Below are 14,052 nucleotides of genomic sequence, written 5' to 3' on the forward strand. Positions count from 1 at the left end.
ACCCTGTGGGAGAGTAGGACGCCGCCGAACAATTATTCAGAAAGCCCTGGTGGGGACCGAAAGGTCTCTGCCAGGGCTTTCTTGCATTTCCGGCCGGTTTCCTTGCCCCTCCGCACGGTCCCAAGTCCCCGGAGGGTAAGGTCATGGGACATCGTTGGTACATATCCCCACAGGAGGCCCCCGGGTGGAGGTCCAGGAGACGCGCGTTCAGACCGACCGCGTCCTCACCATCCCGAACATCCTCAGCATGGCGCGCCTGGTCGGCGTACCCCTCTTCCTGTGGCTGATTCTCCAGAAGCACGACGGCTGGGCGCTCGTCGTGCTGGCGCTCAGCGGCGTCAGCGACTACCTCGACGGAAAGCTCGCCCGACGCTGGAATCAGATCAGCAGCCTCGGCCGGCTGCTCGACCCGGCCGCCGACCGGCTCTACATCCTCTCCACGCTCTTCGGCCTGACCTGGCGTGAGATCCTGCCGCTGTGGCTGACCCTGGCCCTCCTCGCCCGAGAGGCGATGCTCCTGGTCATGGTGTGGATTCTGAGGCGCCACGGATATCCGCCGCCGCAGGTGAACTTCCTCGGCAAGGCAGCGACCTTCAACCTGATGTACGCGTTCCCGTTGCTGCTTCTCAGTGACGGCGAGGGCTGGTTGTCCTCGCTCGCCGCGATTTTCGGATGGGCGTTCGCCGGGTGGGGTACAACCCTCTATTGGTGGGCAGGGATCCTCTACGTGGTCCAGGTCCGCCGACTGGTCAGGGCGGACGCCACGGCCGACTGATCTCGCGTTGTCCCGAGCCTTACCGGGCGTGAAGTCGGCATGACCGTCGTCTCTCAAGGAGGACGCTTCCGACATGAAGGCCGTCGTGATGGCCGGCGGCGAAGGCACTCGCCTTCGCCCCATGACCTCGAGCATGCCCAAGCCGCTTCTACCGGTCGCCAACCGGCCGATCATGGAGCATGTGCTGCGCCTGCTCAAACGGCACGGGCTCACCGAGACCGTGGTGACCGTACAGTTCCTCGCCTCCCTCGTGAAGAACTACTTCGGTGACGGCGAGGAACTCGGCATGGAGCTCACCTATGCCAACGAGGAAAAGCCACTCGGTACGGCGGGCAGCGTCAAGAACGCGGAAGAGGCGCTCAAGGACGATGCCTTCCTGGTCATCTCCGGCGACGCCCTCACCGATTTCGACCTGACCGACCTGATCCGTTTCCACAAGGAGAAGGGCGCCCTCGTCACCGTCTGCCTGACCCGGGTCCCCAACCCGCTGGAATTCGGCATCACCATCGTCGACGAGCAGGGCAGGGTCGAGCGCTTCCTCGAGAAGCCCACCTGGGGCCAGGTTTTCTCCGACACCGTCAATACGGGCATCTACGTCATGGAGCCCGAGGTCTTCGACTACGTCAAGGCCGACGAGCCGGTCGACTGGTCGGGCGATGTCTTCCCGCAGCTGATGAAGGAGGGCAAGCCCGTCTTCGGGTATATCGCCGAAGGCTACTGGGAGGACGTCGGCACCCACGAGAGCTACGTCAAGGCCCAGGCCGACGTGCTCGAGGGGAAGGTCGACGTCGATCTCGACGGCTTCGAGATCTCGCCGGGCGTCTGGGTGGCCGAGGGCGCCGAGGTGCACTCCGACGCGGTCCTGCGCGGCCCGCTCTACATCGGCGACTACGCGAAGGTCGAAGCCGGCGCCGAGATCCGCGAGCACACGGTCGTCGGCTCGAACGTCGTCGTCAAGAGCGGTGCCTTCCTGCACAGGGCCGTCGTCCACGACAACGTCTACGTGGGCCAGCAGAGCAATCTGCGCGGCTGTGTCATCGGCAAGAACACCGACATCATGCGCGCCGCCCGGATCGAGGACGGTGCCGTCATCGGCGATGAGTGCCTCGTCGGTGAGGAATCGATTATTCAGGGCAACGTCCGGGTCTATCCCTTCAAGACCATCGAGGCGGGCGCGTTCGTCAACACCTCGGTCATCTGGGAGTCCCGGGGCCAGGCCCATCTCTTCGGAGCCCGAGGCGTCTCCGGCATCCTGAACGTGGAGATCACCCCCGAGCTCGCGGTGCGGCTCGCCGGCGCGTACGCCACCACGCTCAAGAAGGGCGCGACCGTCACCACGGCCCGTGACCATTCCCGGGGCGCTCGTGCGCTCAAGCGCGCGGTGATCTCCGCGCTGCAGGCCAGCGCCATCGACGTGCGGGACCTGGAGAACGTACCGCTGCCCGTGGCGCGTCAGCAGACCGCGCGGGGCAGCGCCGGCGGCATCATGATCCGTACGTCCCCGGGCGTGCCGGACTCGGTGGACATCATGTTCCTCGACGAGCGCGGGGCCGACCTCTCCCAGGCCGGGCAGCGCAAGCTCGACCGGGTCTACGCCCGCCAGGAGTACCGGCGAGCCTTCCCCGGGGAGATCGGCGATCTGTCCTTCCCCTCCAGCGTCTACGACTCCTACACCGGCTCGCTACTGAGGTCCGTGGACACCACCGGCGTCGCGGAGGCCGGCCTCAAGGTGGTCGTCGACGCCTCCAACGGCAGCGCGGGGCTCGTTCTGCCCAGCCTCCTCGGCCGGCTCGGCGTCGACGCGCTCACCATCAACCCCGGCCTCGACGAGGCGCGCCCGACCGAGACCCCCGACACCCGGCGTTCCGGGCTGGTGCGGCTGGGCGAGATCGTCGCCTCGGCGCGGGCGGCCTTCGGCGTGCGGTTCGACCCGGTGGGCGAGCGGATCTCCCTCGTGGACGAGCGCGGGCGGATCGTGGAGGACGACCGTGCGCTGCTGGTGCTGCTCGACCTGGTCGCCGCCGAGCGGCGCAGCGGTCGGGTGGCACTGCCGGTGACGACGACCCGCATCGCCGAGCAGGTGGCCGCGTACCACGGCACGCAGGTGGAGTGGACGACGACGTCGCCCGACGACCTCACGAGGGTCGGGCGGGCCGAGTCGACCATCTTCGGCGGGGACGGGCGCGGCGGCTTCATCGTTCCGGAGTCCAGCAGCGTCTTCGACGGCACGGCGGCGTTCGTGCGTCTCATCGGGCTGGTGGCGCGTACGCAGCTCACGCTGAGCCAGATAGACGCACGCATCCCCCGGGCGCACGTCCTGCGCCGCGACCTGGCGACGCCGTGGGCCGTCAAGGGCCTGGTCATGCGGCACGTCGTGGAGGCGGCGGGGGACCGGTCGGTCGACACGACCGACGGTGTGCGGGTGGTCGAGGCCGACGGGCGCTGGGTGATGGTGCTGCCCGACCCCGCCGAAGCGGTGACGCACCTGTGGGCGGAGGGCCCTGACGACGCCTCCGCGCAGGCGCTGCTGGACGAGTGGTCCTCGGTCGTGGACGGCGCCGGACGCTGACCTCCGCGGGGCCGGACGCGACCGGCGCGTGAGGGGCGTCGTCTCCCTGCTCCCGGAATGTTCCGGATCTGTCCCGGATCCGGCGCGCCGGTGGGGCCATTGGGAGACGGCGCCCCCGACGTGCGACGATGTGCGGCATGTCGCAGCAGCCCCCCGTTCGGAGCACCTCATCGCCGCCGCCGCGCCCCGATGCCTCGATGTCGCTGCTGACCAATGTGATGGATCACAGCCTCGACGACGGCTACGCGGAGGCGGCGGCCCGTCGCGGTGAGGGCGGCAAGGGCCTCCCGAGCACAGTGCGCGCCAAGTTGGGACTCGCCGCCGCGCTCATGCTGTCGGCCGTGGTGGTGACCCTGGGAGCGGCGCAGGCGCGCATATCGGCACCGACGCTGGCCAAGGAGCGCGAGCAGCTGATCCAGCGGATCGGTGCGGAGACCGAGGCTGCCGACACGTTGCAGAAGAACGTCGACACCCTGCGGGCCGCGGTCGGTACGAAGCAGCGTGACGTGCTGCAGAAACACGGTGGGGACAAGGCCGAGTTGGTGTCCCTGCTCGCGGGTGCGACACCGGTGCAGGGGCCCGGGGTCAAAGTGGTCGTCGACGATGCCAAACAGGCCAAATCGGGTGGCGGTGGGCCCCGGGAGAGCAGTGGCTTCTCCGATACGGGGCGTGTGCGCGACCGTGACATGCAGCGCATCGTCAACGGCCTGTGGCAGTCCGGTGCCGAGGCGATCTCGGTCAACGGACAGCGGCTGACCGCACTGTCGGCGATCAGGGCCGCGGGTGACGCCATACTGGTCGACAACAAGCCGCTGGTGCCGCCGTACACGGTGCTGGCGATCGGGAACGGTCAGCGGTTGAGCACCGCTTTCCAGGACAGTGCCGACGGCCAGTATCTGCATGTGCTGCAGCAGAACTACGGGGTCCGCGCCAGCATTTCCGCCCAGGACGAGGTCCGGCTGCCGGCCGCCCCGAGTCTGATCGTACGTACCGCAAAGCCAGGAAAGGGCAGATCGTGATCGCCGTATTGGGCCTCATCGTGGGAGTCGTGGTCGGACTGGTCGTCCGCCCCGTGGTGCCGACGGCGGTCGAGCCCTACCTCCCCATCGCCGTCGTGGCGGCGCTGGACGCGGTGTTCGGCGGCCTGCGCGCCATGCTGGACGGCATCTTCGACGACAAGGTCTTCGTCGTGTCGTTCCTGTCCAACGTGGTCGTCGCCGCGCTGATCGTCTTCCTGGGCGACAAGCTCGGTGTCGGGGCGCAGTTGTCCACGGGCGTGGTGGTCGTCCTGGGTATCCGTATCTTCTCCAATGCGGCCGCCATCCGGCGGCACATCTTCCGGGCGTGAGACCGATGAGCACAGACGACACCCCGGAGAAGTCCGGAGAGCCGCACGGCCCCGAGGGGCCGAAGGAGCCGAAGCCCTCGGAGGGCGCGCAGGAGCCGAAACCGAAGCCGAAGCCGTCGGGGGAGGAGCCGCCGGCCGGTAACGGCGGCGCCGGCGAGCCGGAGCCGGGGCCGCAGGCCGAGGAGGGTGCCGGGCCGGGCCCGGAAGCCGGTTCCGTGCCCCAATCGGAAGACGCTCCCGCGGCCGTCCCGTTGACGGGACGTCAACGGCTGGTGAACGGACTGTGGCCCCCCAGGCTGACGCGGGCGCAGCTCACCGTGGCGGTGCTGCTGTGCGTGCTCGGTCTCGGGCTGGCCATCCAGGTGCGCTCGACGAGCGACAACAGCGCGCTGCGCGGGGCCCGGCAGGAGGACCTCGTACGGATCCTGGACGAGCTGGACAACCGGACCAAGCGGCTCGAGGACGAGAAGCGGCGGCTGGACAACCAGCGCTCGGAGCTGGAGAGCAGTTCCAACCAGGCCGCGGAGGCCCGTAAGCAGACGGAGCAGAAGGAAGAGCAGCTCGGGGTGCTCGCGGGCACGGTGGCGGCACAGGGGCCGGGCATCGAGCTCACGGTGAGCGACACCAAGGGTGCGGTCGAGGCGGACAAGCTGCTCGACACCATCCAGGAGCTGCGGGCGGCGGGTGCGGAGGCGATCCAGATCAACGATGTGCGGGTCGTTGCCGACACTTATTTTTCCGGGTCTGCCGGAAAGGTGGAGATCGATGGCAAAAAGGTCTCCCAGCCCTATAAGTTCAAGGTCATCGGCAAGCCCCAGGACCTGGAGCCGGCGCTGAACATCCCCGGTGGTGTGGTGCAGACTCTGGAGAAGGAGCAGGCCGCCGTCTCCGTCTCCCGGTCTGAGAAGATCATCGTGGATGCCTTGCGCCCGGCGAAGCGGCCTGACTACGCTCGGTCGTCATCGCAGTGAGACCGGCGCGCGGTCGGTGCCCGTGGGGAGGGCGGGAGGTTGCGGGGGGTCGCCGCACCAAGTTGGTGGTGCGTGATGGAAACTGTCTGTTGACTGCGGACGTTGTAAGGATGTCCAGGTCGGACGGTGTGTGCAGCAAGGGTTTGTCCTGCCCCACGGGCGGGTCTGTTTCGGTCAAGGGGAATCGCCCGTGAAGTTGTTTGCGAAGTTGTTCGGCAAGAGCGCACGCCAGGAGGGCGGCACCGCCCGGCACCGGGCGTCGCGTCCGGTGGACGGCGGCGAGGGGGGCCAGGAGGGCCGTCCGCTGTTCCGCGACCAGATGGACGTCGCGGGGACGCCGGGAGGCGACATTCCGGGCAGTCAGGGCGCGTCCTCTGTTGACCCTGCCCAGGCGGGGCGCATAGGTTTCGGGGCACCAGCAACCTCAAGTGCGGGTGGAGGGTTTGCCTTGCCGGTCTGTACGAGGTGTGGCCACCGGAACGCAGAGGCCAGTCGGTTCTGTTCCAACTGCGGTGCGCCGCTGCGGCCGGGAGCCGTGGCCGAGCGCGCGTCCGAGACGACCTCGACCATCTCCATCTCCGGTCTCGAGGCGTACGACTCGGAGACGACCGGCCAGACGCAGATCCCCGCCCTGTCGCCCGAGGCGCAGGCGGCGGTCGACGCCCTGCCGCTGGGCTCGGCCCTGCTGGTGGTCCGCCGCGGTCCCAACTCCGGCAGCCGCTTCCTGCTGGACGCCGACGTCACCACCGCGGGCCGGCACCCGCAGAGCGACATCTTCCTCGACGACGTGACGGTCTCGCGCCGTCACGTGGAGTTCCGCAGGGAGCGCGACGGCGGCTTCACCGTCACCGACGTCGGCAGCCTCAACGGCACGTACGTCAACCGGGAGCCCATCGACTCGGTCGCCCTGTCCAACGGCGACGAGGTGCAGATCGGCAAGTACCGTCTGGTCTTCTTCGGCAGCCAGCGGGGCATCTGACCCTCCCCCGGACTCCGTCCGGGAGGTACCCCCAGGGAAGGGCCATGCTTCGAACACCGTCGGGCGGTACCGGACCCTCCGGTGCCGCCGGTGCGGAAGGCCGGCTGGTGAGCATCGGAACGGTGCTCAACCTGCTGCGCGAGGAGTTCCCCGAGGTCACCATCTCCAAGATCCGTTTCCTGGAGGCGGAGGGCCTGGTCGAGCCGAAGCGCACACCGTCCGGCTATCGCAAGTTCAGCACGGACGACGTGGAGCGGCTCGGCCACGTGCTGCGGATGCAGCGCGACCACTATCTCCCGCTCAAGGTCATCCGGGAGCAGCTGGACGCCCTGGCCCGGGGCGAGCGGGTCCAGCTGCCCGCTCCGGCGCAGCCACGTGACGCGCTGGACCTCCTGGACGCCCCCGAGGGCCCGGAGGGTGCCGGCGGCGGCGCGGGAGCCCCGGAGGGCCGCACAGCCGCCCGTATCGGCAGAGCGGAGCTGCTGGCCACCGCGGGCGTGACCGAGGACGAGCTGGCGGAGTGGGAGTCCTACGGGCTGCTCTGTGCCCACCCGGACGGCGGATTCGATGTCGATTCCGTGACGATCGCGAGGCTCGTCGCGGACCTGGGCGGTTTCGGCCTGGAGCCGCGCCATCTGCGGGCCGTGAAGGCCGCGGCCGACCGCGAGGCCGGGCTTATCGAACAGGTGATCGCACCTCTTCGCAGGCACCGCAACCCCCAGACCAGGGCACACGCCGAGGCCACCGCCAAGGAGCTGGCCGCCCTGTCCGTACGGCTGCACGCCGCCCTGGTGCGGACAGCACTGCACCCGCGCGGACAGTGACGGAAAGTGCCCGACTACCCAAACCTGCCGGGCACGTCCTAGGGTTGCTGTGTGAACGAGCTCGATGTCGTGGGTGTCCGGGTGGAAATGCCCTCCAACCAGCCGATCGTGCTCCTGCGTGAAGTGGGAGGCGACCGTTACCTCCCGATCTGGATCGGACCCGGGGAGGCGACGGCCATCGCCTTCGCCCAGCAGGGGATGGCACCGGCCCGCCCGCTGACCCATGACCTGTTCAAGGACGTGCTGGAAGCGGTGGGACAGCAGCTCGCGGAGGTCCGCATCACGGACCTGCGCGAGGGCGTGTTCTACGCGGAGCTCGTCTTCGCCAGCGGGGTGGAGGTCAGTGCGAGGCCGTCCGACGCCATAGCGCTCGCGCTGCGCACCGGCACGCCGATCTACGGCAGCGACGGGGTGCTGGACGACGCGGGCATCGCCATCCCGGACGAGCAGGAGGACGAGGTCGAGAAGTTCCGCGAGTTCCTCGACCAGATCTCGCCGGAGGACTTCGGCACCAACAGCCAGTGAGGCGTGTCGCGGCGGCCGGGGCGGTGTGCGACGGCCGCGTCGGGGCTGCCGCGCGGCGCATTCGAGTAGCCTTTCCCGCTACCTGGACACGTAAAACCACTCTCAGGGTGATTATCACTCGGCGTGCCGAGTGTGGCGATCGTTGACGCACCCCGAGCGACTGCCTACCGTCGAGAAGGCAGGTCAAGGACGGAGGTCGGCGTGAGAAGCACGGGCGACGGTACGGCGGTTGGCGGTCCGTATCCGCTGCATGGGGGAACGGTCGAACCAGTGCCCCGCTATTCCGCTACGGCGGCGGTCACCACTCCGCGGGGGAGCGATTCCGAGGACTCCGACAGCTCCAGGAGCTCGGACGACATCGGATACCGGGGGCCGACGGCATGCGCGGCGGCGGGGATCACCTACCGGCAGCTGGACTACTGGGCGCGCACCGCTCTCGTGGAGCCCAGCGTGCGGCCCGCATACGGCTCGGGCAGCCAGCGGCTCTACAGCTTCCGGGACGTCGTCGTCCTGAAGATCGTGAAGCGGCTGCTGGACACCGGGGTCTCCCTGCAGAACATCCGCACCGCGGTGCAGCACCTGCGCACGCGCGGCATGGCGGATCTGGCGCAGATGACATTGATGAGCGACGGGGCGACGGTGTACGAGTGCACCTCGCCCGACGAGGTCGTCGACCTGCTCCAGGGCGGTCAGGGGGTCTTCGGGATCGCCGTGGGCGTCGTCTGGCGTGACGTGGAGAGCGCGCTGGCGCAGCTGCACGGCGAGCGGGTGGACACCGGGGAGACGCTGGTGGGCCACAACCCGGCCGACGAGCTGGCGCGGCGCCGCAACCGCGCCGGCTGAGCCGGCCGGACAGCAGGGACCGGGCGCCCCTCGCGCCGCCGCGACGCGGCGCCGCGAGGGGCGCTCCGTCGCAGGTGGGCGCCATTGTCAGTGGCATGCGGCAGCATCTGACCCGTGAGGGGTGCGCCGACGATTCTCCATCTGGACATGGACGCTTTCTACGCTTCGGTGGAGCAGGCGGCCAAGCCCAGCCTGCGCGGAAAGCCCGTGGTGGTCGGCGGGATCGGGCCGCGCGGCGTGGTGGCCACCGCGTCGTACGAGGCGCGGGTCTTCGGCGTCCACTCCGCCATGGCCACGGCCCAGGCCCGCCGGCTCTGCCCGAACGCCGCCTACCTCACCCCGCGCTTCCGGCTGTACCAGCAGGTCAGCCAGGTGGTCATGCGGCTGCTCGGCGAGCTGTCGCCGCTGGTGGAGCCCCTGAGCCTCGACGAGGCGTTCGTCGACCTCGAGGCGGGTGGCGTGGAGCCCACCTCGGCGGCGGTCCGGGCCGTGGGGGAGCGGCTGCGGGAGGACATCGCGGCGGCCACGGGGCTCACCGGCTCGGTCGGGCTCGCCGGCTCCAAGATGCTCGCCAAGATCGCCTCCGAGGAGGCCAAGCCCGACGGCCTGGTCGTCATCGAGCCCGGTACGGAGCTGGAGATACTCGGGCCCATGTCGGTCCGCGCCATTCCCGGGGTGGGTCCCGCCACTGCCGAAACGTTGCGCCGGGCCGGGATCACCACCGTGGCCGAGACGGCGGAGGCGGGCGAGGCCGAGCTGGTGCGGCTGCTCGGCAAGTCCCACGGCGCCGGCCTCCACGCGCTGGCCACCGGCCACGACGACCGGCCCGTCGTCGCCGAGCGGGACGCCAAGTCCGTCTCGGCGGAGGACACCTTCGCCGAGGACCTCACCGACCGCACCCGGGTCCAGCTGGAGCTCGCCCGCCTCGCCGACCGGTGCGTGCGGCGGCTGCGGGAGGCGGGCCGCTCCGGGCGCACGGTGGTCATCAAGGTGCGCAGCTACGACTTCTCGACGCTGACCCGCTCGGAGACGCTGCGCGGTCCCACCGACGACCCCGCGGTGGTGCGGGAGGCGGCGGCCCGGCTGCTCGACGGCGTGGACACCACCGCGGGCGTGCGGCTGCTGGGCGTCGGGGTGTCCGGGCTGGCCGACTACACGCAGGAGGACCTCTTCGCGCAGGCCGCGAGCCGCGCGGAGGAGGCCGCCGGGGCCGCCTTGCAGGACGGCCCCGAGCCCCAGCAGGCCCCGGAGGCCCCGGAGAGGCCCCACCAGTGGCTCCCGGGGCTGGACGTGCGGCACGCGGAGTACGGGAACGGCTGGGTGCAGGGCAGCGGCGTGGGGCGGGTCACCGTCCGCTTCGAGGAGCCCTGGTCCGGGCCCGGGCGGGTACGCACCTTCCGCGTCGACGACCCCGCGCTCGAACCGTCCGAGCCGCTGCCGCTCGTCCGCGCCCCGCAGGATCAGGTGCCGGAGGTCTCGGAGGTGCCCGGGGTGCCGGAGGTGCCGGGCAGTTCGAGCCCGTAGTGGTGGTACAGCTGCAGCTCCTGCTCGGGCGAGAGGTGCCGGCCCACTCCGAAGCCCGGTGCCTCCCTGATCAGGGCGCGGTCGTAGGGGATGCGCAGGACGTCGCCCTCGACACGGCTCGGCTCCAGCGGTACGAACGCGTCCCTGCCGAACAGTCCGGTGCGTACCGCCGCCCACTCCGGTTGCCCGGTCGCGTCGTCGAGGTAGACCTCGTCCACCGTGCCGATCTTCACGCCGTCGCGGTCGAAGGCCTTCCGGCCGATCAGACTGCGGGGGTCGATGTCGGTCTGCACGGTTCCTCCCTTGATCGCGCCTGCCTGCGCCGGCCCCCGGACACCCGCTCGCGGGCCCCCCGGACGCCCCGCAGAGCACTTCGGAGCCCTTCGGTAACCACGAAAAGCCACAAAGCGGGAACCGGCCACTCGGGAGATCCGCCCGGAAAGCCGCGCTGGTAGGCTGGCGATTGGCCGCAGACCCCGTGCGGGAGAGTCCTCCGTCGAAACCCAGCCGATGCGTTGGGAGACGAGTGGGGGCGCCGAAGGAGCAAATCCTCCCCGGAATCTCTCAGGCACACGTACCGCACAGGCGAGGTCACTCTGGAAAGCAGGGCGGGCCCCGGTCAGGCACGACGCCGAGCCCTTCCTCACCGACGGTGAAAGCCGGGCCGCAGCATGGCCCGGTGAAGCTCTCAGGTTGAGATGACAGAGGGGGAGGCCGTCCGGGTACCCGCGCCGTGGTACCCCTCGCAGGTCGTGTATGACCAGGAGGCCTCCGCAGATGACAGCCCACCGCAGCTCCCTTTCCGACCTGGAACGCGGCACTCCCTTCGAGGCCCGCCACATCGGCCCCGACGCGGGTGCCCAGGCCAAGATGCTCGCCCAGGTCGGCTTCGGCTCGCTCGACGAACTCACCGAGGCCGCCGTGCCCGAGGTGATCAAGAGCGCCGAGGCGCTCCGGCTGCCCGGCGCCCGCACCGAGGCCGAGGTCCTCGCCGAACTGCGCACCCTCGCGGACCGCAACCAGGTGCTCGCCCCCATGATCGGCCTCGGCTACCACGGCACGTTCACGCCGCCGGTGATCCTGCGCAACGTCATGGAGAACCCCGCCTGGTACACGGCGTACACGCCCTACCAGCCCGAGATCTCCCAGGGCCGCCTCGAGGCGCTCCTGAACTTCCAGACCGTCGTCGCCGACCTGACCGGCCTGCCCACCTCCGGCGCCTCCCTCCTCGACGAGGGCACCGCCGCCGCCGAGGCGATGTCGCTGGCCCGCCGCGTCGGCAAGGTCAAGAACGGCGTCTTCCTGGTCGACGCCGACGCCCTGCCGCAGACCATCGCCGTCATACAGACGCGCGCCGAGCCCACCGGCGTCGAGGTCGTCGTCGCCGACCTCGCGGCCGGCATCCCCGACGAGCTCGCCGAGCGCGGCGTCTTCGGCGTCCTGCTGCAGTACCCCGGTGCCTCCGGCGCCGTACGCGACCTGCGCCCCGTCATCGAGCAGGCCCACGGCCTCGGCGCGATCGTCACCGTCGCCGCCGACCTGCTGGCCCTGACGCTGCTCACCCCGCCCGGCGAGCTCGGCGCCGACATCGCGATCGGCACCAGCCAGCGCTTCGGCGTCCCCATGGGCTTCGGCGGTCCGCACGCCGGCTACATGGCCGTGCGCGAGCAGTTCGCCCGCAGCCTCCCCGGCCGCCTCGTCGGCGTCTCCGTCGACGCCGACGGCAACAAGGCCTACCGCCTGGCCCTGCAGACCCGCGAGCAGCACATCCGCCGCGAGAAGGCCACGAGCAACATCTGCACCGCCCAGGTGCTGCTCGCCGTCATGGCCGGCATGTACGCGGTCTACCACGGCCCCGAGGGCCTCGCCGCCATCGCCCGCCGCACCCACCGCTACGCCACCGTCCTCGCCGAGGGCCTGCGCGCCGGCGGGGTCGAGGTCGTGCACGGCTCCTACTTCGACACCCTCACCGCACGCGTCCCCGGCCGGGCCGCCGAGGTCGTCGCCGCGGCCCGCGAGCTCGGCGTCAACCTGCGGCTGACCGACGCCGACCACGTCGGCATCGCCTGCGACGAGACCACCACCCGCGCCCAGCTGGCGTCCGTGTGGGCCGCCTTCGGTGTGGAGGGCGACGTCGAGGCGATCGACGCCGCGGTGGCGGACACGCTCCCCGAGGGCCTGCTGCGCACCGACGAGTACCTCGCGCACCCGGTCTTCCACCAGCACCGCTCCGAGACCGCGATGCTGCGCTACCTGCGCCGCCTCGCCGACCGGGACTACGCCCTGGACCGCGGCATGATCCCGCTCGGCTCCTGCACCATGAAGCTCAACGCCACCACCGAGATGGAGCCGGTGACCTGGCCCGAGTTCGGTGCGCTGCACCCCTTCGCGCCGGTCGAGCAGGCCGGGGGCTACCTCACGCTCATCACCGAGCTGGAGGAGAGGCTCGCCGAGGTCACCGGCTACGCCAAGGTCTCCATCCAGCCCAACGCCGGCTCGCAGGGCGAGCTCGCGGGCCTGCTGGCCGTCCGCGCCTACCACCGCGCCAACGGCGACGAGCAGCGCACCGTCTGCCTCATCCCGTCCTCCGCCCACGGCACCAACGCCGCGAGCGCCGTGATGGCCGGCATGAAGGTCGTCGTCGTCAAGACCGCCGACGACGGCGAGGTCGACGCCGAGGACCTGCGCGCCAAGATCGAGAAGCACCGTGACGAGCTCTCCGTGCTGATGATCACCTACCCGTCCACGCACGGCGTCTTCGAGGAGCACGTCGCCGACATCTGCGCGGCCGTGCACGAGGCCGGCGGCCAGGTCTACGTCGACGGCGCCAACCTCAACGCCCTGGTGGGCGTGGCCAAGCCGGGCGAGTTCGGCGGCGACGTCTCGCACCTGAACCTGCACAAGACCTTCTGCATCCCGCACGGCGGCGGCGGCCCCGGCGTCGGCCCGGTGGCCGTCCGCGCCCACCTCGCCCCGTACCTGCCCAACCACCCGCTGCAGCCCACCGCGGGCCCGGAGACGGGCGTCGGTCCGATCTCGGCCGCCCCCTGGGGCTCCGCCGGCATCCTGCCGATCTCCTGGGCGTACGTCCGGCTCATGGGCGGCGAGGGCCTCAAGCGCGCCACCCAGGTCGCCGTCCTCGGCGCCAACTACATCGCCAAGCGCCTCGAGCCGCACTACCCCGTGCTCTACACCGGCCCCAACGGGCTGGTCGCGCACGAGTGCATCGTGGACCTGCGGCCGCTGACCAAGGCGACCGGGGTGAGCGTCGACGACGTCGCCAAGCGGCTCATCGACTACGGCTTCCACGCGCCGACCATGTCCTTCCCGGTGGCCGGAACGCTGATGATCGAGCCGACGGAGAGTGAGGACCTCGCCGAGCTGGATCGTTTCTGTGAGGCGATGATCGCCATCCGCGCCGAGATCGAGAAGGTCGGCTCGGGGGAGTGGGACAAGGATGACAACCCGCTGCGGAACGCCCCGCACACCGCCGCCTCGGTGGCCGGGGCCTGGGAGCACCCGTACAGCCGCGAGGACGCCGTCTTCCCGGCCGGGGTGACGCCCGCCGACAAGTACTGGCCGCCGGTGCGCCGCGTCGACGGCGCCTACGGCGACCGCAACCTCGTCTGCTCCTGCCCGCCGCTGGACGAGTACGACGGCTGACGCGGGAGGCCCGTACACGGGTCGGGGCCGG

Annotated in this window: 12 protein-coding genes and 1 riboswitch; of the genes, 11 read left to right on the forward strand and 1 reads right to left on the reverse strand. The window is 70.6% G+C overall.

Annotated features, from left to right (window positions below; genetic code table 11):
* The first annotated feature begins 184 nt into the window (after nucleotides 1-184).
* The 10 genes from ACIGXW_RS31795 to ACIGXW_RS31840 all read left to right on the forward strand — a co-directional run bounded on the left by ACIGXW_RS31795 (nucleotide 185) and on the right by ACIGXW_RS31840 (nucleotide 10,358).
* Nucleotides 185-775 carry a CDP-alcohol phosphatidyltransferase family protein gene (locus ACIGXW_RS31795; protein ID WP_071964748.1) on the forward strand — a complete coding sequence of 197 codons (591 nt, stop codon included), beginning with the start codon at nucleotides 185-187 and terminating at the stop codon, nucleotides 773-775.
* 73 nt (nucleotides 776-848) lie between these two features.
* On the forward strand, nucleotides 849-3,344 hold the full coding sequence (locus ACIGXW_RS31800; RefSeq protein WP_360910473.1) for a mannose-1-phosphate guanyltransferase: 2,496 nt from the start codon (nucleotides 849-851) through the stop codon (nucleotides 3,342-3,344).
* Nucleotides 3,345-3,481: 137 nt separating this feature from the next.
* A complete protein-coding gene (locus ACIGXW_RS31805; protein WP_071964750.1) occupies nucleotides 3,482-4,363 on the forward strand; it encodes a DUF881 domain-containing protein in 882 nt (293 codons plus the stop codon).
* Nucleotides 4,360-4,692 carry a small basic family protein gene (locus ACIGXW_RS31810; RefSeq protein WP_071964751.1) on the forward strand — a complete coding sequence of 111 codons (333 nt, stop codon included), beginning with the start codon at nucleotides 4,360-4,362 and terminating at the stop codon, nucleotides 4,690-4,692. Before ACIGXW_RS31805 ends, ACIGXW_RS31810 begins: the two co-directional genes overlap by 4 nt.
* 5 nt (nucleotides 4,693-4,697) lie before the next feature.
* The gene (locus ACIGXW_RS31815) at nucleotides 4,698-5,663 is read left to right on the forward strand and encodes a DUF881 domain-containing protein (RefSeq protein ID WP_399576419.1); all 966 of its coding nucleotides are present in this window, start codon (nucleotides 4,698-4,700) and stop codon (nucleotides 5,661-5,663) included.
* A gap of 130 nt (nucleotides 5,664-5,793) precedes the next feature.
* Nucleotides 5,794-6,642 carry an FHA domain-containing protein gene (locus ACIGXW_RS31820; RefSeq protein ID WP_079274140.1) on the forward strand — a complete coding sequence of 283 codons (849 nt, stop codon included), beginning with the start codon at nucleotides 5,794-5,796 and terminating at the stop codon, nucleotides 6,640-6,642.
* A gap of 44 nt (nucleotides 6,643-6,686) precedes the next feature.
* Nucleotides 6,687-7,466, forward strand: coding sequence for a MerR family transcriptional regulator (locus ACIGXW_RS31825; protein WP_071964754.1), 780 nt, complete (start codon nucleotides 6,687-6,689; stop codon nucleotides 7,464-7,466).
* 51 nt (nucleotides 7,467-7,517) lie between these two features.
* Nucleotides 7,518-7,991 carry a bifunctional nuclease family protein gene (locus ACIGXW_RS31830; RefSeq protein ID WP_004947186.1) on the forward strand — a complete coding sequence of 158 codons (474 nt, stop codon included), beginning with the start codon at nucleotides 7,518-7,520 and terminating at the stop codon, nucleotides 7,989-7,991.
* 201 nt (nucleotides 7,992-8,192) lie between these two features.
* Nucleotides 8,193-8,834: a MerR family transcriptional regulator gene (locus ACIGXW_RS31835; RefSeq protein WP_399576420.1), complete on the forward strand. Its 642-nt coding sequence runs from the start codon at nucleotides 8,193-8,195 to the stop codon at nucleotides 8,832-8,834.
* 114 nt (nucleotides 8,835-8,948) lie between these two features.
* Nucleotides 8,949-10,358: a DNA polymerase IV gene (locus ACIGXW_RS31840; RefSeq protein ID WP_399576421.1), complete on the forward strand. Its 1,410-nt coding sequence runs from the start codon at nucleotides 8,949-8,951 to the stop codon at nucleotides 10,356-10,358.
* Here the strand turns inward: ACIGXW_RS31840 and ACIGXW_RS31845 are convergent.
* Entirely contained in the window at nucleotides 10,295-10,651 is a 357-nt protein-coding gene (locus ACIGXW_RS31845; RefSeq protein ID WP_071964757.1) for a PRC-barrel domain-containing protein, read from the reverse strand. The two genes, ACIGXW_RS31840 and ACIGXW_RS31845, sit on opposite strands and share 64 nt — an antisense overlap.
* 178 nt (nucleotides 10,652-10,829) lie before the next feature.
* A riboswitch (glycine riboswitch) is annotated at nucleotides 10,830-10,948 on the forward strand.
* A gap of 187 nt (nucleotides 10,949-11,135) precedes the next feature.
* On the opposite strand from ACIGXW_RS31845, the gene gcvP reads away from it, so the two are divergent.
* Nucleotides 11,136-14,021: an aminomethyl-transferring glycine dehydrogenase gene (gene gcvP, locus ACIGXW_RS31850; RefSeq protein WP_399576422.1), complete on the forward strand. Its 2,886-nt coding sequence runs from the start codon at nucleotides 11,136-11,138 to the stop codon at nucleotides 14,019-14,021.
* Nucleotides 14,022-14,052 lie beyond the last annotated feature (31 nt).

Source organism: Streptomyces sp. NPDC053079, from assembly GCF_044546695.1.
Classification (GTDB): Bacteria; Actinomycetota; Actinomycetes; order Streptomycetales; family Streptomycetaceae; genus Streptomyces.

What these genes read in the sequence shown, in the direction of transcription:
- ACIGXW_RS31800 (WP_360910473.1), top strand. Translation starts at nt 849, where the DNA reads ATGAAGGCCGTCGTGATGGCCGGCGGCGAAGGCACTCGCCTTCGCCCC.
- ACIGXW_RS31805 (WP_071964750.1), top strand. Translation starts at nt 3,482, where the DNA reads ATGTCGCAGCAGCCCCCCGTTCGGAGCACCTCATCGCCGCCGCCGCGC.
- ACIGXW_RS31815 (WP_399576419.1), top strand. Translation starts at nt 4,698, where the DNA reads ATGAGCACAGACGACACCCCGGAGAAGTCCGGAGAGCCGCACGGCCCC.
- ACIGXW_RS31825 (WP_071964754.1), top strand. Translation starts at nt 6,687, where the DNA reads ATGCTTCGAACACCGTCGGGCGGTACCGGACCCTCCGGTGCCGCCGGT.
- gcvP (WP_399576422.1), top strand. Translation starts at nt 11,136, where the DNA reads ATGACAGCCCACCGCAGCTCCCTTTCCGACCTGGAACGCGGCACTCCC.